The organism is Bacteroides sp. 44_46 (assembly GCF_001915465.1).
In the GTDB taxonomy this organism is placed as follows: Bacteria; Bacteroidota; Bacteroidia; order Bacteroidales; family Bacteroidaceae; genus Bacteroides; species Bacteroides clarus.
Map to the genome: position 1 here is coordinate 154692 of NZ_MNQO01000017.1, position 23959 is coordinate 178650.

The following is a 23959-nucleotide window of genomic DNA, read 5'->3' on the forward strand; positions in this document are numbered from 1 at the left end:
TAATATCAACTAAAAGAGTTTACAATATTTACGACTATATAAATAAACCAATAATGCAGTGAGAAAACTTGTAAATAATGATATATAAGCCGTATATTCAATAGAATATTTAGTTAAAAATAAAGATAAAGCACAATGAATTAATGAAATAGAGAATGTTATAATCATCAAAACCTTAGTCTTTTTATAGAAAAACAAGAAATTAACAAACAACAAATATATACATGAAAAGAAAGAAGCTCCACATAAAGGAAATAAATAATATACAGCATTTGAATAATTTGGGAAAAAAATTGGCAAGAAGATAGAACATCCTATTAGCAATAATAAAGTTATCAAACCAAATATGATAATCATCATTTTAGTCTGTTTACGCAGAAGTGGTATTGCTTGTTGTTTATCCTTAGATAATTGTTTGAAAATAAAAACAGAATTAGTTGCATTAAATGCCGTTCCAACAATTTGCAAAATACTTGAGAAATTCATAGAAAAGCTAAACACACCTACTGCAGCAGATGCATGATAAAAATTAATCACATATTTGTCTAATCCTTGTTTCAACCAAAAAGACATACTATGAGGTATTAAAGGTATACCAAAATGTAAAGCAGACTTAAAATCATTTTTTGTTGGTAAAATAAACTTTAAATACCCTCCTCTAATTAATAAAAAGAAACTTATGATAAAAAAAATTCCACCTACTAATATTTGAGCATAAACTCTTCCGGCCCATCCCCAGTCCATTGAAGCAACAAAAAACAACGTAAAAAAGAGGTTGAAAATTACAATTAGTAAACTAAATATACCATAAGAAAAAGGCTTTTCTTCCAATCGCCATATATTCAAATTGACAGCAGCTACATTTTGTAAAAAACAGACTAGTAATGCCAACCATTGATAATAAGTAGAAATACCAATGGCAATAGATAAAATGCACGAAAAAATAATTAAAATAAATGTTAATACAATAAATGAACCTATTGATAAAAGTAAAACTGCATTTATTGTTTTTCTTAAACCTATAATATCTTTTTGAAAAAAGTCGATAGAAATAAGTCCGTCTGAACTCAAAGAAATCAAAACAAGCAAAATAGAAAGAAGAGAATTAAATAAATTCAACTCACCGTACTCATTAGGTGAAAGAAAATTAGCTAAAATGAGTAGAATCAAAAAACTGACTCCACTATTCAAAAAAGAAAAGAAAGAGAATATTATTCCATTTCTCATTGTAGTATTTGTTAACAATCTTCCTTTTACTTTTCTTATACTTAATTCAATAAGACTCATATTAAATAATACAATCTGAACATTTTTCACGTAAATCTTTTATAAAGTTTCTATAGCACCATAGCAATTTCTCAATGCTAAATGCCGATGAATACTAAATCCATCTTTATTTATGCCATCAATATCATGATATTTACCAACATATATCCTATCACCGTTATGATCTGTATCATTACACCAAATAAAATCATAATACCATAGCATCACATGTTGTGCATAATAATATGCCCAGAAAGTATATACACACAAAATAGCATCAGGAAAAGCCACATTACTATTTAACAACTCATTTGGTTGTATAGCACGAGATCCTTCCAGCACATCTTTCTTCAATAAATACCAACGTAACTCCAACGTCTTATTAATAAAATCCTCATTTAAATACCAGTCTTGATTGTAAAAACATGGCGTTGACAAATTAGGCTCTACACCAAAAATATTCCGGAAAGTTTGAATTGATAAAGGTGTATTATTCAATTCTGGTATACCTAATATTAAAACATAATCTTTTGAATATTTCAGGAGTTCATCATATGAATATTGAATTATAGGTACCTGAACAGATACATAAGAAAGCCTCATCTTTTCAAATAGAGGTCTTAATTCTTCTAAACCCACAAAATTATTTCCAAATAAACGCTTAGCTTTTTCTATTGTAACTCTTTCCATTGTTGGTATTCTATTGCTTCTTTATATGTTGCTAAATGTCCTAATTGAAAATATTTTTCTATACGTACAAACTCTTGCTCCAAACGCTCGTAACGCATCCCCCACCCCAAGTCCTTAAACCATCCAAGATTACGAACGGGGGCATTATATAGTATAATATCACTACTTGTATCCAATATCTCCTTTAAGAAAGTTAAGTATGCACGATATTGATGCTCATGACTTGCTACCAACACCAAGCGTTTCCAATTCTTTTCAACTGATAATTTTATAACTTCTATAGCTTGTTCACGAGTATTTAATGATTTATCCTCATGAAATATAACCTGAGCTGGTATTCCAGCCTCCAGCATATATGGTAAAACTTCAGAAAATGGAAAGCTCCCGTATGTATAATCAGTAATACCCCCACTAAAAACTATATTGGAAGCAATATTAGAATTATATAACTCTACAGCCTTAGGATAACGATTCAATCCATCCCCTTCTAACAAAATTATAGCATCAGAAGGTTTTATAATGTCATTATCAATAAAAGCAATTGCTTTTTCCCGTTCTGTCATCACTAAAAATTTTTCCAAAATAAAGGTTGTCCTTTAGCTATATCTTCCTTACATTCTTTTCCTATAACTATAGACTTAAATTTGGGCGGAATCCCTAACGCTGGACGAAGTACATCTATATCATTCTCTGTTATAAAATGGCCTTTTTTCATATCATTTTTAGCATACAGACAACGACGTTGTACGTAAACAGTTTCTCCTTCTTCAGCTACAACTTCTTTACGTGTGCTTCCCATGGCACGCTCAACTTCGCGAATAGAATCAACCATAAATTTAAACTCTTGAGGTTCCATCGAGTGTGGATGATCCGGCCCCTTATCAGTCTTATCCAAAGTAAAATGCTTTTCAATGACACGACCGCCGATAACAACAGACGCCAAAGCAACCACATGTCCGGGTGCATGATCTGAATAACCTGTCAATACATCAAAAGCTGACTGATAGGTTTTCAGAACATTGACATTAGCACTATCTATTTTAGAAGGATAATTGGTAATGCATTGCATCAGTATCATGTCTTTATTTCCTGCAGCCTCTATGGTACGGACAGCCTCATCTATCTCAGACATAGTAGCATCCCCCGTAGCCAACATTACAGGCTTCCCCTTACGAGCAATATAATCCAACATTTCAAGCCAAGTGATATCGCCTGAACCAATCTTGATAAAAGGGACATCCAAATCAACACATAAATCAACTGCTTCCTTAAAATAAGGAGAGGTAGAAAAGTCAATGCCTATAGCCTTACAATAATCTGAAATCTCTTTATGCCATGCTACAGGAAACTCTGCATCCTTAAACACTTCACTGACCGTACGTCCCCAAGAACCATGAACTCCTTTCAATTGCATATGAGAAAAACCTCCCTCAGATACTATTTGAGGAGTCGAAAATGTTTGAAATTTTGCACAATCAGCACCTGCATTTTTAGCTGCATCAATTAAACGCTTTGCTTTATCAATACTACCATCAAAATTCGCACCTATTTCTGCTATAAAATAGGTAGGATAAGCATTGCCTATTATTTTATCACCAATCTTTATTTCTTTGCTAAAAAAACCCATAATATATCACTTTATAAATTGTTCAATCGTTTTATGAAGAATTTCCGCCTGTTGCCTAGCTTCATCCAAATTCCAATAATTCGTCTTCAGTTGTATCATACGTTTCTGTAAATATTCTGCATTTGGACAAAGGTTAGCATCATATTTCTGCCAAACTCCAGGCATATGTTGGATCTGGTTTTGAAACAAAGGTTCATTATACGAGAGCTTCCAAGCAGCATAATAACCATCACCGCCATTTAACTGAAAGAGGTTACGAAAAGCATACCAATCTTTTTCTGGACAATCAGTATTCAACACCATACTATATGACCAGTATGAATTAACATATCCTTCGGGCTCTGCTTGCCTTTTCAACAAACTCTGATCTTTAATAACTTCATCAAAGATTTTTGCTACTTCAATACGATTACTAACCAATTCATCCACACGTTCTAACTGTCCTAGTGCACATGCTGCCTGTAACTCCGACATACGATAATTGAATCCCAATGAAATATGCCGACTATACTGAGGATCTTGAATATCATTCCTGGTTATTTTTCCTTGTCTAGCATTGACACCGGCATAGCCCAAACAATTAAAACGACGAGCGTTGTCTGCTAGCTCCTCTTTATTACAAAGAAGCATACCACCTTCACCTGCAGTCAGATGTTTACTTGCTTGAAAGCTAAAACTGGAAAAGTCGCCAAATTCACCAACATATTTACCTTTATACTTTCCAAGGTAACATTCTGCATTATCTTCAATGAGATATAAATTATGGCGTTTACAGATATCCAGAATCTTGTCATAATCAGGTGCCAAACCAAAAAGTGAAACCGTCATGATTGCCTTAGTCTGGGGAGTAATAACCTTTTCTATACTTTCGGCAGAAATCTCAAAAGTATCTAAATCACTGTCTGCAAAAACTGGTATCGAACCGTTGTGCAACACTCCTAATGAGGTACTAGTCATAGTTAAAGCAGGTACAACCACTTCATCACCAGGTTTGAGACCTAAAGCAGCCACTGCTGTGTGCAAAGTAGCAGTACCGTTACAATGCCCAATGGCATAAGCCTGATTAAACTTCTTTGCGAAAGCGGTCTCCAATCTGTTATTAAAAACAGAATTCAAAGAAGTTGTAAAAGCACTATCCAAAACCTGATTCACATAATCACGTTCCAATTGACTGATTCTTTCCATAATTTATATTGATTTATACATTTCACTTCGAGTTACATCCGAATTCATCATTTCTATTTCGGGATGTCCTTTAAGTAGCAGAAGAATATCATTCATGTAAAATATCTCTGAATCATTCTTATACAAGAATGAATATATACGGGCTACCATCTGAAAATCTTTCTTCGTATCAACCGTCCAACGTAAATAAGATAAATTCTCACCAATATTAGAAATGTTAAACATTTTAAACTTTTCTGGATGATGATAAATATACTGAGTCACATGTTCTCTTTCAAAATTACTTGTAGAAAGCTCCTCTTCTTTATCCAAAGCAGCTTTAGTGAAAACTTCTATATCTAACCCTTCTGGATAAGAAGGAGGACAATTGTTACAAACAAAGTCATATCCACCTTCTTGTAGTGTATTTATTGCCTTATCAATCAATCCTGGTTCTTTAAAGGGATCATCAGCTGTTATTCTCACAATTATATCCGCCTTCGCATAATTGGCAGCCTCATAATAACGATTTAAAACATTACTTTCGCTTCCACGATAGACATCTACTCCATTTTCTTTAGCCCAGTAATACAACTTGTCATCCGATGGCCTATCTGTCGTTGCCAACACTATATGGTCAAGTAAATGTACAAACTTCAAACGATTGACTACATGCCAAATGAAAGGTTTACCGCACAAATCAGCAAATACTTTATTAGGGAAACGGGTCGAACCGCAACGTGCTTGAATTATAGCTACAACTCTCATTTCACTTCAAAATTCGGATCTACATATTTGCGTATATTTTCGCGCATAGACTCAACAGTTTCCCATTCTGTATTATTATCACTACTATAATGGAACCCCTCAGAAACAGGCACCGCACTATGATGCTGAATATATTCTTCCTTATTATGCTTATCTGATACAGAAGGAAGAATCACATAATATTTACCCAAGTCAATAGTATCAAGCGCATCAGTTACAGTAATCATCTCCTCGTGTAGTTTCTCTCCTGGGCGTATTCCTACTTCCACCTGCCGTAGATTGGGAGCAATAGCGGTTGCCACATCTTTAATATGATAGGATGGGATTTTGGGAATAAAAATTTCACCTCCCAAATGATGCCCGATAGCATACATCACCAAAGCAACACCAGCTTCAAGTGAAATATTAAAACGAGTCATTCGCATATCAGTAATAGGGAGTTCTTTTGCTCCACTATCACGCTTATTAATAAAGAAAGGGATTACGGAACCGCGAGACCCCATCACATTACCATAGCGGACTACAGAGAATCTGATATCCTTGGAACCACTGATATTATTAGCTGCTGTAAACAACTTATCAGATGTCAGCTTGGTTGCACCATAAAGGTTAATGGGAGCACAGGCTTTATCTGTAGAAAGGGCAACTACATGATGAACACCTGTTGCCAAAGCTGCTTTTATAACGTTCTGTGCTCCATGCACATTAGTTTTGATACACTCCTCGGGATTGTACTCTGCTGTATCGACTTGCTTGATAGCAGCAGCATGAATAATCACATCTACACCTTCACAAGCACGAGTCAGACGTTCAAGGTCACGAACATCACCAATAAAATAACGCATTTGAGGATACTTATTCTCCGGATATTTCTGCTTCAGTTCAAATTGCTTCAGTTCATCACGAGAAAATATTATGATTTTCTTTACTTGCGGATAATCACGAAGAATGGTTTCCACAAACTTTTTACCGAAGGAACCAGTTCCTCCAGTTATTAAGACGGATTTGTTATTAAGCATATAATATATAGATTAGAAATCAAAAAATAAGTTAACAACCAATTTGGATGTATCATCTAAGTAAAATTGCCACAAGGTGGTTTTACTATAAGTTAAATCAAAAGTTGAACTGTTTTTTAGTATTTATTACTACTTGCTTCAATGGCAATAAGTCCTCATACTCCCTGAAACTTTTAACAATTTCACCAACAGTTGTTTGAAGTATTCCAATGCAGATACATCTTGTGTTTTGCAGATCAAGATAATTATATAGTCACGGCCGATATACCTTTGCCTCCTTACTACCGAAGAACTGGGAATTCCTTCCTTTCATCTACCAAAGACTGTATGAGCCTTTCAATAATTGAATCGTCAATCAAATAAAAATATTATGCAGAATAATTGAGCATTTGTTTCTTATAACACTAACCACTAATTTATTTTAGCAAGAATTCTGCCCATCAGATATTTCTTCTACATATTATTTGAGAAGAGTTCTATTTACTGTACAAGACAATAATTGAGACATCGGCTTTGAATGGAAATCTCACTAGCTTAATAAATATTCTTAAAAAATAAATTGGACAAGGGTATCTGTTTAGTCAGAAGTACCGTATATCATATTAATTTATTGTTAAGGATTAAATTAACTTTAACATAAAGTTAAAGTTAATTTTCCAATATCTATAAAGTTAACATCTCCAAAATTTAAAGTTAGCTTTATACTCCCTTTAAACTCATTATAGTTTTTTATCTTAACATTATTAAATCATTATCCATACTTCATACGATGTGCCAACGTAAACATACAATATTCTTATCACCCGCGCCGTACATAGCTCACCGGTACACTAACCAACGCACATCCCAACTCCTGCAATCTTACAGCCATGTAATATTTACTTTCATATTTCACCATTTCGCCTCGTACCCCCTGCATACTTCCTTTTGCCACAGTAACCATAGTTCCCGGAGCAATCGGCTCATTAACCATTAAAATAGAAGTATCGGAGAGGTCGACCATGAAGCGGAAGTCCGCCATTTGTTGGTCGGGAATGACAAGAGGGGCATTAGTGCCACGTTTACTAAAGAAATGATGAACGTTGGGTGCTTGTTCTACTACAGGGAGTTCGGAACGGGAAAGGCAGACAAACACCATACCGGTAATTACCGGCTTTGTCACTTTCACACGCTTTCCGGCATATTCCCGAAATACATCCTGCACAGGCAAATAGACTTCTACTCCTTGCTCACGTAGCCACGTTTCTACCTTAAATTCGGTATTGTGACGAACATAAACAGCATGCCAATGCTTATGATCCGACGTAGTTAACAAATGCTAATAATAAATTATTAATAGTTTAGTAATAAGCGTTTTATGATTTCATTATAGCAGAGTTTCTTTTACGGCTCCGCCGAATGTAGCATCCACTACATTTCTCATCTCAAGAATAGAATTTTCGTCCACGATTAGCTCGTTTTGCAAGGGCAAAGATAAACACTCCGTATGGAACTACAAAATATTTAATAGATAAAAAGTTTTGCATTAACATAATCTTCTTTCACATACATCGAACATTTTTCCTCTTTTTCGTTTATCTTTGTACACCCTTTCCAATATAAACGGGAAAGAGATTCTTCAATAAGTCGCAGAATGACAGAAAGAAGAAAGCAATTAATTTATTAATTAAAAACACTAACTAAAAATCAGAAAATTATGGCAATGCATACTTGGTTTGAGTGCAAAATCCGTTACGAGAAAACAATGGAAAACGGAATGAACAAGAAAGTTACCGAACCTTATCTGGTAGACGCACTCAGCTTTACGGAAGCGGAAGCGCGCATCATTGAAGAGATGACGCCGTTTATTTCCGGTGAGTTTACCGTATCGGATATTAAACGGGCGAATTACAGTGAACTCTTCCCTTGCGAAGAAGATGCTGCCGACCGTTGGTTCAAATGCAAACTGGTTTTCATCACATTGGATGAAAAAAGCGGTGCGGAGAAGAAAACATCTACTCAGGTACTGGTACAAGCCGCCGACCTGCGCGACGCAGTAAAGAAACTGGATGAGGGTATGAAAGGTACAATGGCCGACTATCAAATTGCATCGGTAGCAGAAACCGCCATCATGGATGTATATCCGTACAGTGCAGAGCCGAATGATAAGCCGGAAGTGTAATTTAAGTTATGAGTTATAAGTTATGAGTTATTATTGGGTACTCATGATTTATAGCTTATAAATCATAAAACAAGAGAACTGATGATTGCAGAAAATATAAAACAAGTACTGAGCGAACTGCCTGAAGGGGTGCGACTGGTAGCTGTTTCCAAATTTCACCCTAACGAAGCCATAGAAGAAGCCTATAACGCAGGGCAACGTGTGTTCGGAGAAAGTAAGGTGCAAGAAATGACAGCCAAATATGAAAGCCTGCCCAAAGACATAGAATGGCATTTCATCGGACATCTGCAAACAAATAAAATCAAATATATCGTACCTTATGTAACATTGATTCACGGAGTTGACTCCTACAAACTTCTCACCGAAATCAACAAGCAAGCAGCCAAGGCAGGACGAATGGTAAACTGCCTGCTCCAACTGCACATTGCACAAGAAGAAACTAAATTTGGTTTCAGTTTCGACGAATGTCGGGAAATGCTTACGGGCGATGAGTGGAAAGAGCTTAAGAACATCCGGATATGCGGACTGATGGGCATGGCGACAAATACCGATAATGTCGAACAAATCAAAGCTGAGTTTTGTTCATTAAATAGCTTCTTCCAAGAAGTTAAGACCACATGGTTTTCCAATGCAGAGTGGTTTCGGGAGTTGTCTATGGGGATGTCACACGATTATCACGAGGCAATTGCCGCCGGCAGTACTTTGGTACGTGTAGGAAGTAAAATATTTGGAGAAAGAATATATTAATCACTAATAACTATTATCATGGCAACATTAGAAACTACTTTTGCAGGGTTAAAACTTAGAAACCCGATCATTATCAGCAGTTCCGGACTTACCGACAGCGCTGCTAAGAACCAGAAGCTTTATGAAGCCGGGGCAGGAGCTATTGTACTCAAGTCTCTTTTCGAGGAGCAAATCATGATGGAAGCCGACTGGCTTGGAGATCCCAATATATATCCGGAAGGAAGCGATTACCTGGTGGGATATATACGCGAACACAAATTGGGTGAATATTTGAATTTAATCAAAGAGAGCAAGAAAGTCTGCGATATTCCTATCATTGCCAGTATCAACTGTTACCAGGATGCAGACTGGATTGAGTTTGCCAAGAAAATAGAAGAAGCCGGAGCAGATGCTTTGGAAATTAATATCCTTGCTTTGCAAACTGATATGCAATATGCTTACGGTTCCTTTGAACAGCGCCATATCGATATCTTGAGCCACATCAAGAAAACGGTCGATATTCCTGTCATCATGAAATTGGGAGACAATCTTACCAACCCTATTGCTCTCATCGACCAGCTTTATGCTAACGGTGCGGCCGCAGTAGTCATGTTCAACCGCTTCTACCAGCCGGATATCGATATTGAAAAGATGGCTCAAAGCGCCGGAAGCGTATTCAGCACAGATGCCGATTTATCTAAATCTTTACGTTGGATAGGTATCGCTTCTGCGGCTGTCGGTAAACTGGACTATGCGGCATCCGGCGGCATACACGCTCCTGAAGGAGTAGTAAAAGCTATTCTGGCAGGTGCTTCGGCGGTAGAGATATGCAGTGTGCTGTATCAGAATTCCTATGCCATCATTGACGAATATGTTCGTTTCCTGAATTTATGGATGGACCGTAAAGGAATGGAGAATATCAACCAGTTCAAAGGCATGCTGAATGTAAGCGACTTGAATGGCGTAAATACATTCGAACGTACCCAATTCCTGAAATATTTCTCCTCACGCAAGTAAGTGTGATACATACTAAAACGGATGATGCGTTTATGATAAACGCATCATCCGTTCTTTTATATCATAATCGTTGTCTGTTTCAGAGTTCACCGGTCCTACTCTTTCTTATCCAGAACCTCAAAGCAGGAATTCTTGCTGACAAACTCAGGAACAATATCTTTCATGGCCGCCACAATCTTCATCTGGTCATAAGTATAGCTGACCTCAATCAATTTCTGAATACGTTCCCGCACTTCATCATAATCATACTCGCGTACAGTGGCAATCATAATCTTTTCGTGATAGGTCGGTTTTGTCAGCTCCCGGACATTAAGCAGTTCCTCATACAACTTCTCGCCATGGCGTAACCCTGTAAATTCTATCTTGACATCAGTACGTCCGGAAAGACTGATCATACGCTTAGCAAGGTCTACAATCCGCACCGGTTTACCCATATCGAAGATATAAATCTCTCCCCCATGCCCCATACTACCGGCTTCGAGTACCAAACGGCAAGCTTCCGGAATGGTCATAAAGTAACGTATAATTTCCGGATGAGTCACCGTTACAGGCCCGCCACGCTGTATCTGATCGCGAAAACGGGGAATGACCGAACCGTTCGACCCCAAAACATTGCCGAAACGGGTAGTGATAAACTGCGTGAAACGTCCGCCTTCCGCCTGTAATTTCTTCGCCAGCGACTGAACGTAAATCTCACAGATACGTTTGGAACATCCCATTACATTGGTAGGATTCACCGCCTTGTCCGTAGAAATCATCACAAACTTCTCCGCACCGTATTTCACCGCCAAATCAGCGACAGTACATGTACCGTAAACATTTACCTGAATAGATTCGGATACATTATCTTCCATCATCGGTACGTGCTTGTATGCCGCTGCATGAAAAATATACTGCGGCTTATACTGCCTGAATATTTCTTCCATGCGAGTTGCATTGGAAATATCGGCGATGATGGTTTCGGCATCAATGTCCCGCCAACGGTCCTGCAGTTCCAAACGAATATCATGCAACGGAGTTTCCGCCTGGTCTACAAGAATCAGTTTATAAGGATTGAAAGAAGCCACCTGACGCATGATTTCACTACCGATAGAACCGGCGGCACCGGTAATCATCACCCGCTTGCCTTCCAGATGGGAAGCAACCTTATGAATATCAATCTCAATCGGATTGCGCTGCAACAAGTCCTCAATCTGGATTTCTTTCAGTTGGGTACGGTCCAGGAACTGCCCATTCCATTCACTCAGCGGCGGAGCCGTCATCAGTTTGATGTTGTGCGCCAATAAACGGTCTGCCATGTCGGAGCGCTTGAGCGCTTCCATCTTGGCGGGAGAAACGATAATGGTATGCACGTCACGGTCGTCCAGATTATCAATCAGGGCGTTGTCGTTGGGATATACCTTTACCCCCATCATCACCTTATTAATAAGTTCCGGCTCATCGGCAATGAAACCGCGCAAACGGTAATGGTTACGCAAATTAACGCGCAGCGCTTTTGCAATATTCACTCCGGCCTCTTTGGCTCCGTAAATAAACACATTAGCGCTGTGCGAACCGTCAAAGTTCAACGCTTCGAAGAATATCTTTACAACAATACGGGAACACGCCATCATGGCAAAACTGATGATATAAGACATGAACAATACCGTAGCAGGCGCTACATTAATGTCCATGCAGCTTTTTGCCAGCACACTCGTTATCAGCAACAATGCGTAGGAAACCGTCAGCGATACGAATATGCGCATTATATCTACAAACGATGAAAAGCGAAGCACGTTAGAGTACGTACGAAACACTCTAAAGAATATCACATTGACGATTACCGTCCACACAATCGTTATGTCTATGGACGAAGATTCCGAGAACAGACTCCGGAAATCATATCGCAGCGCATAAGCCAACAGACTGGATACGACAATAATAAGCACATCAATCAATAGAACAGTCCATATCGGCAATACCTTTGCTGAAAGGTACCGATGAAAAAAGTTTCGCTTCATCACGTTTGACAGTTTTTGTTTTAGGCACCGCAAAGATACACTAATTTTTATCAAAGCGAAGAAGAAAATGATAAAATGTTACATCAAGTTACTTGCTAACTCGCTCAGCTGGCTACGCTCTCCTTTCACTAAATTGATATGGGCAAACAGGTTCTGATCTCTCATGCGGTCTATCATATAGACAAGTCCGTTGGACTGGCTGTCCAGATACGGTTGGTCAATCTGTTGGATGTCACCCGTGAATACCATCTTCGTCCCCTCTCCGGCACGTGTTATGATGGTTTTGATTTCATGAGGAGTAAGGTTCTGCGCCTCGTCAATGATACAATAAGTCTCGCTCAAGCTGCGTCCACGGATAAAGGCCAGGGCTTCAATAACCAGTTGGTCGCTTTTCTGCATATCTTCCAACCTTTTCACTTCGCTCGAATTAGATGCAAACTGATGCTTGATTACATTCAAATTATCAAACAAAGGCTGCATATACGGAGCGACCTTTTCATTGGCGTCACCCGGCAGGAAACCAAGGTCTTTATTGGATAAGGCGACGATAGGACGCGCCAACAGGATTTGCTTATAATCCGTCAGCTTGCCCAAAGCGGCAGCCAGCGCCAACAGCGTCTTACCGGTTCCGGCCTTACCCGTAAGGGCTACCAACTTGATATTCGGATCGTTCAGCACTTCAAAAGCAAAGCTCTGCTCGGCGTTGCGCGGTTCTATACCGTAATTCTTCGTCTTGTTTACACGGCAGACAGAATGCGTAAAAGGATTATAGCGGGCAAGCACACTGCTACGGTCGCTTTTCAGTACAAAGCATTCATTGGGATGGATGACATCCTTAAAGTCGAACTCACTGATATCCAGCCCCTCTTTGGATGAATAGATACGGTCTATCAAAGTAGGGTCGACCCCCTCGAACACTTCATTCGATTTTTCAAATATATCCACATTGATTACCTTGTCATTGATATAATCCTCGCACAGCAGTCCGATGGAGCGCGCTTTCATACGAAGGTTGACGTCTTTGGTGACAAGAATAGATTTCATTTTCGGCTTTTTCTCCGTCAGCCAGTCAACGACAGACAGTATCTGATGATCGGGAATGCGTTCAGGGAAAGAATCACGCACGCGGGACGAATCTACCGAACCGGCCACTACGAACAAACGTCCCAGCCCCTCTCCCAGCGGAGCGCCTTTGGTAAAGAGGTTATCGTCGGTAATCAAGTCGAGTTCCCGGACAAACTCACGGGCATTGAAATTTATCTGCTCGTTGCCTTTCTTGAATTTATCGAGTTCTTCAAGCACTACAATGGGAAGATAAATGTCGTTCTCTTGAAAGTTCTTCAAACAGTTATAATCGTGAAGGATAACATTAGTATCAATCACAAAGTTTTTCTTAGCTCCCATACTCTTTAGATTTAAATTGTTTATACCTCATACCGACATATAAAATAAAGCAAGCATACGCACTTAAATAAAATTGCCTTATCTTTGCCGTTCCTAAAGATAACACTTTAATAGGGAGAAAGGATTGCTTTCCCGTTAATTTTTATAAAAGATGGACTATCAGAACACTTTAACTTACTTATATAACAGCGTACCCATGTTCCAGCAAGTGGGTGGCTCGGCATACAAAGAAGGGCTGGAAAACACACGTATACTGGACGAACATTTCGGACATCCCCACCGCTCGTTCCGCACCATCCATGTGGCGGGAACCAACGGCAAAGGCTCCTGTTCGCACACGCTGGCCGCCATATTGCAGGAAGCCGGGTATCGTGTGGGACTTTACACTTCCCCCCACTTGGTGGACTTCCGCGAACGTATCCGTATAAACGGACAGCCTATACCGGAAGAGTATGTAGTACGTTTCGTAGAAAAAGAGCGTGACTTTTTCGAGCCTCTGCACCCTTCTTTCTTCGAGCTGACCACCGCCATGGCTTTCCGTTATTTTGCCGATGAAAAAGTGGATGCAGCCGTCATTGAAGTCGGGCTGGGCGGCAGGCTGGACTGCACAAACATCATTCATCCGGATTTGTGCCTTATCACCAACATAAGTTTCGACCACACCCAGTTTTTAGGCGACACGCTGGCAAAGATAGCCGGAGAAAAGGCAGGTATCATCAAGGCAGGCATCCCCGTCGTCATCGGAGAAACCACTCCCGAAACCAAACCTGTGTTCCTGCAAAAAGCGGAAGAAGAAAAAGCTCCGGTCATATTCGCGGAAGATACGACGATACAAGATTATCCCGGGATGAAAACAGAATTGCAAGGGCTCTATCAGATAAAGAACACGCGTACCATTCTCACCGCCTTACCGCTGCTGCAAGAAGCCGGTTACCGGATAGACGAACAAAGCATACGCAGCGGTTTCGCCCATGTCTGCGAACTGACGGGATTAATGGGACGCTGGCAAAAGCTGCAGGACACCCCCACCCTGATATGCGACACCGGACACAACGTAGGCGGCATCAGCTACATTGTAGAACAATTGAAGCAGCAGACCTGCCGCCAGCTACATATTGTAATAGGTATGGTAAATGACAAGGATATCAGCGGCGTACTCGCCCTGCTTCCCAAAGACGCCGCCTACTATTTCACCAAGGCCTGCGTAAAGCGCGCCCTGCCCGAAGAAGAGCTGCGCGCGCTCGCCGCACAAGCCGGTCTGCGGGGAAGCTGCTATCCGGATGTCCCTGCCGCTGTGACCGCAGCGCAAGAAAAAAGCCACCCGGAAGACTTTATCTTCGTAGGTGGCAGCAGCTTTATTGTAGCGGACTTGTTAGCGAACCGCGATGCACTCAATCTCCACTAAAGCGTCTTTCGGAAGCGCCTTTACGGCAACTGCCGAACGGGCGGGGAAATCTCCGTCAAAGTAAGTGGCGTACACCTTGTTCATATCGGCAAACAAAGACATATCCGCCAGAAAAACGGTAGTCTTTACAATATTCGCCATGCTCAATCCTGCTTCTTCCAGAATGTGCTTTACATTCTCCAGCGATTGGCGTGCCTGAGCCTCTGCGCCCTCTGCCATCACTCCGGTAGCAGCGTCGATGGGTAACTGACCTGATACAAACACCATTCCGTTCGCTTCAATAGCTTGACTGTATGGGCCTATTGCGCCCGGAGCCTTTTGGCTGCAAATTACTTTCTTCATAATTTTCTTATTCTTTTTATCTGTTCATTATCAAGTATATCGTATCTTTCTTTACAATATTCTCAAAAAAAATCAATAAGTCCATGCAGTATTCCTAAAAGCCGTGCATTTACTATACGAATATACGAAAGAAATTTCACTCATAACCTGTTAATACCTAGACTTAACTTTTATTTTAGCATGGGGAAGTTTCCCAAACAAAGGCTCTGCTTGTGAAAGCGGAGCCTTTATCGTTAGCATATCACTTATTTGCAATGCTTTTTAATCAGTTCATCCACATTCGGGTCTCCCAATTCCTTCGCTTTGGCAAAACTTTGGCACGCTTCCTGATTTTTCTTCATCTGCAACTGCGCGATTCCCATCAGACGATAGGCTTCCGCATATTTAGGGTCGATTTCCAAAGCGGCCTGCAGCACCTTCAGCGCTTCCTCATTACGTCCCACACGAATATTGACAACGGCAAGTTCCGCACGGTAAGTTAAATCTTTCGGACTTAATTCGATAGCCTTTTCCATATCATTCAGCGCACGCTGGAACTGCTTGGCTTTCAAGGCGGCCTGCTCACGATAGTAATAGAATACATCATTCACCTTGCCGTTTACCGTCTTGTAATACGCGTCATAGTCGAGCATCGCGGCACGCGCCTGATTCGCATTCATACGGGCTTGGGCGCGTTCCAACAGATAAGGGGCGGCTTCTTCCGTATACGGCTCGCTGAAGCGTGCCATACAACTATCCATAAGCGCTACTACTTCTTCCGCAGGCGCTTTCATCAGTTCTTTGGTCTTGGCTGCGCTGAAGAAAGTGGCCGCCGACGCCAGATTGGACTGATTCACCTTTTCATAGCAAGCCAAAGCAGCCGGATAATCTTGTTTCGCAAACAAAATATCTCCTTCGGTCTGTACGTACACCGGAAGTTCCTGAACGGCAATCGCCTTTCTTATTTCATCCGCAGCCTTGTCGTACGACCAGTCCTTGTAAGCTTTCTCCGGATTGCCCAACATATAATTGTATATCAGCTTGGCACGATTGTAATATACATCGTCCTTCTTCTGAGTTACGCTCAGGGCCTTATCCATATCGGCCACCACCTTATCCATCGAGGCGTCATCTTTTGACTGATACAACCGGTTGGTAGCACGACGCAAATAACCGTCCGCGCTATTCGGATATTCGGCGACGAAGTCATCCAGCAGTTCGGCGTACTTCTCCGGGGTAACCTGTGAAGAAGCCATGAAGAGGAACACCAACGCCTGTTCTTCCGTATCGGGCAATGCCTTCTTGATGCCGATATTCTTTAAAGTCATATCGCTGAAAGAGAACGCCGAAACATTCTGGTCTATGGCAAATTTAGCATCTACCGCATAACAGATTGTTGCGGTGTCGGCGCCGGATGATTTCTGCGCAAGGGCAAAGACCTGTCCTTCCTCGGTCATTACGGGACAACTCACCATCTTATCTTTCAGACGCAGGTTGAGCGTATAGTAATAATACTTTTCGGAGAACTTATCCGCCGCTTTCACTTGTCCGGCGGTATAAGAACGGTCTTTTTGCGTGGAATAAGGCAGGATATATACATTGGCGCCCACTGCCGGAGCCGTGGTTGCCGGGTTCAATGCAGGAACTTTCTTGGTTGATATGCCTACACGAAACTTAATGACATCGTACATATCATTTGCGCCCAAAATAGAAACTACCGGCATCTGTACGCCTTCCGAGTTCATCACTACCGCCCGTTGCGCTCCCTTGAACAGAGAGTAATCGGACAAGGCAACGCCGTCTTCCGTCACGAAGAACCCGTTTCCGGTATTCAGAATCTTGTCATTCTCACCATAAGTGACCACCGAGAATACGGCACGTTTAGCTTTCTCCACCCATTTGGGGGCTTGCGCTACACTCCACTGAGCCAGAAGGCACAGAGTGAAAAGCAGGAAAATCTTCTTTTTCATATTTAGTTGGTTCTTTGTTTCACAGCTTCATAAATCAGAATACCCGCCGCAACAGATACGTTAAGAGATTCAATCGTACCCAGCATCGGAATCTTTACCCATTCGTCGCATAATGCAAGGTTGTCGTAAGAGACGCCTTTATCCTCAGCGCCCATGATGATACACATAGGGCCGGTATAATCGGCTTTTGTGTAGTCGTAATCACCTTTTTCCGTGGCAGCCACAATACGGAAGCCACTGTTTTTAAGGTACTGCAAGGTATCTTTCAAGTTCTGCTCGCGGCATACGGGCAAGGTATGCAACGCTCCCGCCGAAGTCTTCACCGCATCGGCATTCACCGTCACGCTGTTCTTGGCGGGGATAATAACGGCATCTACCGCCGCGCACTCGCAAGTACGGGCTATCGCTCCGAAATTACGCACATCCGTTATGCCGTCCAGCATGACAAACAACGGGTTCTTTCCCTCTTCAAACAGAAACGGCACAAGGTCTTCCGTTTTCTGGTAGGTCACGGCGGAAACAAACGCTATCACACCCTGATGGTTCTTGCGTGTAAAACGGTTGATACGTTCCACCGGCACACGTTGCACGGGAATCAAAGTTCCCTTCAAAGCGGCAAACAACTCTTTGGACAAGTCGCTCTGAATATCTTTCTTCACCAATATCTTGTCGATGTCCTTACCTGCCTGAATAGCTTCTATTACGGCGCGAACGCCGAAAATCATTTCACTTTTATCTGTCATTGTATCTTAATTGTTTTTTGTCTTACTTCAGTCTGCCGGAGCTTTACGCTACGGCGGTAAACCTCTACTTTACAAGCGCAGAATTACGGCACCCGTCAGACGATGCCCAACAACGCCTTTGCATTGTTCAGCGCAGCTTCCGTCAAGGTGGCGCCACTCAACATATGCGCTATCTCCTCTACCCGTTCTTCGTCCGTCAGGCGGCGGATATGGCTGTTGGTTTCCGTCTCATTATCCTGCTTGTACACCTTATAATGGGCACGTCCGCGGGCGGCAATCTGCGGCAGGTGGGTAATGCTGATAACCTGGCGGTCGCTATCCCCCATTTCCTGCATAATGTCCGCCATACGGTCGGCTATCTCACCGGAAACTCCGGTATCTATTTCATCGAATACGATAGTGGGCAGCTTCACCGCTCCGGCTATCATCGCCTTGACAGACAGCATGACACGGGCAATCTCACCGCCCGAAGCTACCGAAGATATATTCTGCAACGCCCCGTTCTTATTGGCGGAGAAAAGGAAACCCACCGTATCCGCGCCATGCGCACCCGGCTCCTTACGCGTACCTATCTCTACCCGGAAACGAACATTAGGCATTCCTAACGGTATCAAACGGGCTGCCATTTGTTTCTCGACCTCGCGGGCTGCGGCAGTACGCAATTCGGTCAGTACCGCGGCCTGCTTTTTCACCTTATTATATAAGGCTTCGCTACGGGACTTCAGTTCTTCAATCTGTTCATCCGATGAAGTGATGTTGGAGAGTTTCGCTGCATAATCATCCGCCAAAGCCAGCAGTTCGTCCACCGTAGAGACTCGATGTTTCTGCTGGAGAGTATAAACCAGGTTCAAACGGTCGTTCACTTCTTCCAGCCGGGCTGGATTAAATTCAACCTCTTCTTCCTTTCCTGAAATCTCCTGGGAAATATCTTTCAATTCGATATAGCTGCTTTCCAGACGCTCGGCAAGTTCCCCGGCCGAAGGATATACTTTCTGCAGCCCCGACATTGTGTTCAAACACTCTTTCAACGCGGAGAGCAGACCGCCTTCATCGGAGTTCATCACCTGACCGGCACGGAACAGTCCGGCTTTTATCTCTTCCGCATGGCTCAGCGTATCGGCTTCCCGCTCCAGTTCTTCCTGCTCTCCGGCAGTCAGGTGAGCGTCTTCCAACTGCTCCAACTGAAAACGGATATAGTCTTCATCAGCCTTATTCTGCCCGGCAAGGGCGATAAGGTTCTCTAAATCCCGCTGCGCCTGCTTCCATTCCCGATGAAGGGACTGATAGGCGGCCAGTTCTTCTTCATCATGCGCCAATATATCCAGCACATTCAGCTGGAAACCCTCTTTGTTCAGCAATAAGTTCTGATGCTGCGAGTGCACGTCAATCAATTGCTCACCAAGCTCTTTCATCTGTACCAATGAAGCCGGCGTATCATTGATGAATGCGCGGCTCTTGCCCGAAGCATAGACCTCACGGCGCAGAATGCACTCATCTTCGTATTCCAGTTCGTTTTCCTCAAAGAAAGGCTGCATGCCGTAGCCCGCAATCTCAAAACGGGCTTCAATCACACATTTCGCGGCGCCTCGCCTGATAGACTTCACATCGGCGCGCTGCCCCAGCAACAGGCCGATAGCTCCCAGTATAATGGACTTCCCGGCACCTGTCTCACCGGTAATCACCGAGAAACCGCTACCGAAGTCTATATCAAGTTTCTCGATAAGCGCATAATTCTGTATGTATAGAGAACGCAACATTTTATAAAATTGAGAATTGAGAGTTGATAATCGAAAATAGCATTAATGTTTCATCACTTCCACCAGATGGTCGATAATGTCCGCAGCCACCTCGGCTTTGGACTTCAACGGATAATCCTTTTTACCATTCCGGTCGATAATACTGATTTTATTGGTATCGTAACGGAATCCGGCGCCTTTGTCATTCAACGAATTGAGCACGATAAAGTCCAGATTCTTACGGTTCAGCTTATCTTCCGCATTCTGTCGTTCGTCATTGGTTTCGAGGGCAAACCCTACCAGCACTTTGCCGGGATATTGCTTCTTCATCTCTCCCAAACGGGCGGCAATATCCTGCGTAGGCTTCAAATCCAACGACATATCCCCGGTCTTTTCCCGCTTAATCTTCTTATCGGCCACCTGCTCCGGCGTATAGTCGGCTACGGCGGCGGCCATAATAACGGCATCCGCATTGTAAAACAAAGAAGTGGCCGCCTCGAACATCTGTCCGGCAGACTCGACATTGAAATGTTGATGCATAGGATAATGCGTACGGAGCTGCACAGGTCCCGAAACCAGAATCACAGCCGCTCCTCTTGCCGCACATTCATCGGCAAGCGCAAAGCCCATCTTACCCGACGAATAATTGCCGATGAAACGCACCGGGTCTATTTTTTCATACGTAGGTCCGGTAGTTATCATAATTTTCTTTCCGGCCAGGTCACCGTCTTTGGCTGCGAAGAACTCTTCCAAATGACGGATGATAACGTCCGGTTCTTCCATTCTTCCTTTGCCCACCAAATGGCTCGCCAGCTCGCCCGTGCCCGGTTCTATGATATGATTGCCATACGAGCGCAGCGTCTCCAGGTTCTTTTGGGTGGACGGATGAGCATACATATCCAAATCCATCGCCGGAGCCACAAACACAGGAGCTTTCGCAGACAGATAAGTGGTTATCAGCATATTGTCGGCAACGCCATTCGCCATTTTGCCGATAGTGGAAGCCGTGGCCGGAGCTATCAGCATGGCATCCGCCCATAAACCCAAATCCACGTGACTGTTCCATGTCCCGTCACGTTGCGCAAAAAACTCACTGATGACAGGCTTCCCGGTGAGGGCGGATAAAGTAATGGGAGTTATGAATTCTTTTCCCGCAGGGGTTATAACGACCTGCACTTCCGCACCCTGTTTTATAAGTCCGCGGATGATATGGCAGGCTTTATAAGCGGCAATACTGCCTGTAATGCCGAGTACTATTTTCTTTCCTTTCAGTGGATTTGCCATGAAATCAAAATACTAATTACAAATATCACTTCTGAGTAATCTCACGCAGGCGGATTTTAGTCAGCATGGCTTTGGTATTCAGTGTAAAATCACTGTTCAGTATCCAGCTGTAATATCCCGGATCACGCTTCAGCACATCGGCTACCGACATGCCTTTGTACTTACCGAAATTAAACACTTCCACACCTTTATCATCGTAAACCATGCGTCCCGCAAAGTCCACATTCTTGTTGAAACTGGAATAATCCGACAGGAAAGTCACATCGTTCTGCAAGTCCGGATAGCGGTCCAGTTGCGACATCAGCACCTCATAGGTAGCGCGAGTGTCCGCTTCCGCCGTATGGGCGTCTTCCAGATTCTTGCCGCAATAGAACTTATAGGCGGCGGACAGCGTGCGCTGTTCCATTTTATGGAAGATAACCTGCACATCCACAAACTTGCGGCGGCTCATGTCGATATCCACATCCGCACGCAGGAATTCTTCCGCCAGAACGGGAATATCAAAACGGTTGGAATTGAAACCGGCAAGGTCGCAGCCTTCAATATCATTGGCGATGCCGCGCGCCACTTCCTTAAACGTGGGACAGTCCGCTACATCTTCATCATAAATGCCATGAACGGCGGAAGCTTCCGCCGGAATATGCATTTCGGGATTGATACGCATGGTTTTGGTTTCCTCGTTCCCGTTGGGATATACTTTGAGATAACAGATTTCTACTATTCGGTCTGAGTTAATGTTTGTACCGGTGGTCTCCAAATCAAAAAAGACAATCGGATTTTTAAGATTCAGTTTCATGAAGTTTCGTATTTATTTATCTTTTAGGCACGGATTACACGGACTGACACGGTTTTTCTATAAACCTGAACCGTGAAATCCGCGTAATCCGTGCCTAAACAAAAAATGACAGGTTACTATCTCATTAGTCATTCAGCATCATCGGCATCAGCAGCATCAGCAGGTCTTCGTTTTCTTCCTGCTCTACCGGAACGATAACGCCGGCGCGTGAAGGATCGGCCAATTCGATAACCACTTCATCCGCTGAAATATTATTCAGGATATCTATGAGGAAAGTAGATTTGAAGCCGATGCTCATCGGATTGCCCGTATACTGGCAAGTCTGTGTCTCTTCCGCCGAAGTGGAGAAGTCGATGTCCTGCGCCGAAATCACAATCCGGTTTTCCTGCATGCGCAGCTTGATAAGGCTGCTGGCCTGTGACGAGAAGATGGACACGCGGCGCAACGCGCCTATCAGTTGCTGGCGGTCTACCGTTACCTTATACGGGTTGTTCTGCGGAATTACAGAGTTATAGTTCGGATAGCGTCCTTCAATCAGACGGCATACCATGCGATAACTTTCCAGCGTAACCACAGCGTTACGTTCATCAAACTCAATGGTTACCATACCCTGTTCTTTGGGCAACAGGTTCTTCATCAGGTTGGCGGGTTTCTTGGGCAGGATGAAAGCGGCGCGTTCATTGCCTTTGGCGGCCAGCGTCTTGCAGCGTACCAGCTTATGGCCGTCGGAAGCCACCATGGTGATGTCTTCGGTGGTAATATCGAAATAGATACCGTTCATCACGGGACGAAGCTCGTCATCGGCGGTTGCAAATACCGCGCGGTTGATACCGCCCAGCAATACCTGCGCATCCATTTCCACACGTACAGCGTTGTCACCCAGCATGGCCGATTGCGGGAATTCGTCCGCGTTCTGTCCCATCAGGCTGTATTTACCGTTTTGATACTGTACTGTAATCTCCAAAGAATTTGTGTTGATGTCAAATGTCAGCGGTTGTTCGGGAATTTCCTTCAAAGCATCCAACAGAGTTTTGGCGGTTACGGCAAAACGTCCGTCGGTATCACTTTCGTTCACTTCGACTGTAGTAACCATCGTTGTTTCACTGTCGGAAACGGTTACAGACAAGGTTCCGTCTTGTAGTTCAAAGAGGAAACAATCCAAAATAGGCAGCGCATTCTTCGAATTAATCACGCGGCTGATAGCCTGCAAATGGCTGGAGAGCGCAGTACTCGAAACGATAAATTTCATATATTCTGTATATTTAAGTTTTAATTTCAGCTAACTTGTTAACTAACGGACAAAGTTAAAAAAAGAATTCCCTACGACAAAGAAATAGTAAGAAAAAACAGCCGTTTATTCGTCGCATATTCCTAAAAAATTGTAACTTCGCCGCATCATTTAAAAAGAGAACAATGGAATTTACAGGAAAAATTATCGCTATACTCCAGCCCAGAGGCGGAGTTTCCAAAACAGGTAACGAGTGGAAGGCACAAGAATACGTAATCGAAGACCACGGGCAATATCCCCGTAAGATGTGTTTCGACGTATTCGGAGCAGATAAAATAGAACAGTTCAACATCCAGATGGGTGAAGAGCTGACGGTTTCTTTCGATGTCGATGCACGTCAGTGGCAAGACCGCTGGTTCAACAGTATCCGCGCATGGAAAGTAGAACGCGTCAGCGCAGCCGCACCTGCACCGGGCGCGCCGGTTCCGCCGCCGGCTCCTTCCGCAGCGCCGGAATTCTTGTCCGGAGACGCTAAAGACGATTTACCTTTCTAAATTAAGAATTGAGAATTAAAAATTGAGAAATAAGAAAGACCATGTATGTACCTGCGGGCATATACATGGTCTTTTTTTAT

22 protein-coding genes are annotated in these 23959 nt (G+C 42.8%); 5 read left to right on the forward strand and 17 right to left on the reverse strand.

Going from position 1 to position 23959, the window contains the following annotated elements; all coding sequences use genetic code 11:
* Positions 1 to 9: 9 nt before the first annotated feature.
* The 8 genes from BHV73_RS09380 to BHV73_RS09415 form a co-directional block, all read right to left on the reverse strand.
* Positions 10 to 1227, reverse strand: a complete 1218-nt coding sequence (locus tag BHV73_RS09380; RefSeq protein ID WP_286738067.1) for a lipopolysaccharide biosynthesis protein — start codon at positions 1225 to 1227, stop codon at positions 10 to 12.
* A gap of 99 nt (positions 1228 to 1326) precedes the next feature.
* Positions 1327 to 1956, reverse strand: a complete 630-nt coding sequence (locus BHV73_RS09385; RefSeq protein ID WP_217717372.1) for a hypothetical protein — start codon at positions 1954 to 1956, stop codon at positions 1327 to 1329.
* Positions 1938 to 2537 (reverse strand): YdcF family protein, encoded by a 600-nt coding sequence (locus BHV73_RS09390; protein ID WP_246593011.1) that lies wholly within the window; start codon positions 2535 to 2537, stop codon positions 1938 to 1940. The genes BHV73_RS09385 and BHV73_RS09390 overlap by 19 nt, the downstream gene beginning before the upstream one ends.
* Entirely contained in the window at positions 2522 to 3583 is a 1062-nt protein-coding gene (locus BHV73_RS09395) for an N-acetylneuraminate synthase family protein (RefSeq protein WP_217717371.1), read from the reverse strand. Before BHV73_RS09395 ends, BHV73_RS09390 begins: the two co-directional genes overlap by 16 nt.
* A gap of 6 nt (positions 3584 to 3589) precedes the next feature.
* Complete coding sequence (locus BHV73_RS09400; protein WP_217717370.1) at positions 3590 to 4768, reverse strand: DegT/DnrJ/EryC1/StrS family aminotransferase; 1179 nt, start codon at positions 4766 to 4768, stop codon at positions 3590 to 3592.
* A 3-nt stretch (positions 4769 to 4771) separates the two neighbouring features.
* Positions 4772 to 5515 (reverse strand): cytidylyltransferase domain-containing protein, encoded by a 744-nt coding sequence (locus tag BHV73_RS09405; protein ID WP_217717369.1) that lies wholly within the window; start codon positions 5513 to 5515, stop codon positions 4772 to 4774.
* Entirely contained in the window at positions 5512 to 6534 is a 1023-nt protein-coding gene (pseB, locus tag BHV73_RS09410; protein ID WP_217717368.1) for a UDP-N-acetylglucosamine 4,6-dehydratase (inverting), read from the reverse strand. The genes BHV73_RS09405 and pseB overlap by 4 nt, the downstream gene beginning before the upstream one ends.
* Before the next feature lie 799 nt (positions 6535 to 7333).
* Positions 7334 to 7849: a UpxY family transcription antiterminator gene (locus tag BHV73_RS09415; RefSeq protein ID WP_286738074.1), complete on the reverse strand. Its 516-nt coding sequence runs from the start codon at positions 7847 to 7849 to the stop codon at positions 7334 to 7336.
* Positions 7850 to 8230: 381 nt separating this feature from the next.
* Between BHV73_RS09415 and BHV73_RS09420 the strand changes: the two genes are divergently transcribed.
* From BHV73_RS09420 to BHV73_RS09430, 3 genes are all read left to right on the forward strand, one after another.
* Positions 8231 to 8695 (forward strand): DUF4494 domain-containing protein, encoded by a 465-nt coding sequence (locus BHV73_RS09420; RefSeq protein WP_004289989.1) that lies wholly within the window; start codon positions 8231 to 8233, stop codon positions 8693 to 8695.
* Positions 8696 to 8773: 78 nt separating this feature from the next.
* Positions 8774 to 9442 (forward strand): YggS family pyridoxal phosphate-dependent enzyme, encoded by a 669-nt coding sequence (locus BHV73_RS09425; RefSeq protein WP_286738127.1) that lies wholly within the window; start codon positions 8774 to 8776, stop codon positions 9440 to 9442.
* Between the two features lie 18 nt (positions 9443 to 9460).
* Positions 9461 to 10438 (forward strand): dihydroorotate dehydrogenase-like protein, encoded by a 978-nt coding sequence (locus tag BHV73_RS09430; protein WP_286738079.1) that lies wholly within the window; start codon positions 9461 to 9463, stop codon positions 10436 to 10438.
* 95 nt (positions 10439 to 10533) lie between these two features.
* Here BHV73_RS09430 and BHV73_RS09435 read toward each other — a convergent pair whose 3' ends face one another.
* Entirely contained in the window at positions 10534 to 12438 is a 1905-nt protein-coding gene (locus BHV73_RS09435) for a polysaccharide biosynthesis protein (protein WP_009121659.1), read from the reverse strand.
* A gap of 78 nt (positions 12439 to 12516) precedes the next feature.
* On the reverse strand, positions 12517 to 13842 hold the full coding sequence (locus BHV73_RS09440; protein WP_087412450.1) for a PhoH family protein: 1326 nt from the start codon (positions 13840 to 13842) through the stop codon (positions 12517 to 12519).
* Positions 13843 to 13993: 151 nt separating this feature from the next.
* On the opposite strand from BHV73_RS09440, the gene BHV73_RS09445 reads away from it, so the two are divergent.
* Positions 13994 to 15247 (forward strand): bifunctional folylpolyglutamate synthase/dihydrofolate synthase, encoded by a 1254-nt coding sequence (locus tag BHV73_RS09445; RefSeq protein WP_286738080.1) that lies wholly within the window; start codon positions 13994 to 13996, stop codon positions 15245 to 15247.
* Here BHV73_RS09445 and BHV73_RS09450 read toward each other — a convergent pair.
* The 7 genes from BHV73_RS09450 to dnaN all read right to left on the reverse strand — a co-directional run bounded on the left by BHV73_RS09450 (position 15215) and on the right by dnaN (position 23346).
* Positions 15215 to 15589, reverse strand: coding sequence for a RidA family protein (locus BHV73_RS09450; protein WP_009121656.1), 375 nt, complete (start codon positions 15587 to 15589; stop codon positions 15215 to 15217). The genes BHV73_RS09445 and BHV73_RS09450 overlap by 33 nt on opposite strands.
* Before the next feature lie 245 nt (positions 15590 to 15834).
* On the reverse strand, positions 15835 to 17538 hold the full coding sequence (locus tag BHV73_RS09455; protein WP_195620941.1) for a tetratricopeptide repeat protein: 1704 nt from the start codon (positions 17536 to 17538) through the stop codon (positions 15835 to 15837).
* Between the two features lie 2 nt (positions 17539 to 17540).
* Positions 17541 to 18281 carry a 23S rRNA (guanosine(2251)-2'-O)-methyltransferase RlmB gene (gene rlmB / locus BHV73_RS09460; protein WP_283127464.1) on the reverse strand — a complete coding sequence of 247 codons (741 nt, stop codon included), beginning with the start codon at positions 18279 to 18281 and terminating at the stop codon, positions 17541 to 17543.
* A 95-nt stretch (positions 18282 to 18376) separates the two neighbouring features.
* Positions 18377 to 20038: a DNA repair protein RecN gene (gene recN / locus BHV73_RS09465; protein ID WP_255379112.1), complete on the reverse strand. Its 1662-nt coding sequence runs from the start codon at positions 20036 to 20038 to the stop codon at positions 18377 to 18379.
* Positions 20039 to 20080: 42 nt separating this feature from the next.
* Positions 20081 to 21301, reverse strand: a complete 1221-nt coding sequence (gene coaBC, locus BHV73_RS09470) for a bifunctional phosphopantothenoylcysteine decarboxylase/phosphopantothenate--cysteine ligase CoaBC (RefSeq protein ID WP_087427052.1) — start codon at positions 21299 to 21301, stop codon at positions 20081 to 20083.
* Between the two features lie 25 nt (positions 21302 to 21326).
* Positions 21327 to 22097 (reverse strand): 3'-5' exonuclease, encoded by a 771-nt coding sequence (locus BHV73_RS09475; protein WP_009121651.1) that lies wholly within the window; start codon positions 22095 to 22097, stop codon positions 21327 to 21329.
* Positions 22098 to 22221: 124 nt separating this feature from the next.
* Entirely contained in the window at positions 22222 to 23346 is a 1125-nt protein-coding gene (gene dnaN / locus BHV73_RS09480; RefSeq protein WP_009121650.1) for a DNA polymerase III subunit beta, read from the reverse strand.
* A 164-nt stretch (positions 23347 to 23510) separates the two neighbouring features.
* On the opposite strand from dnaN, the gene BHV73_RS09485 reads away from it, so the two are divergent.
* Entirely contained in the window at positions 23511 to 23879 is a 369-nt protein-coding gene (locus BHV73_RS09485; RefSeq protein WP_009121649.1) for a DUF3127 domain-containing protein, read from the forward strand.
* The last annotated feature ends 80 nt before the right edge of the window (positions 23880 to 23959 follow it).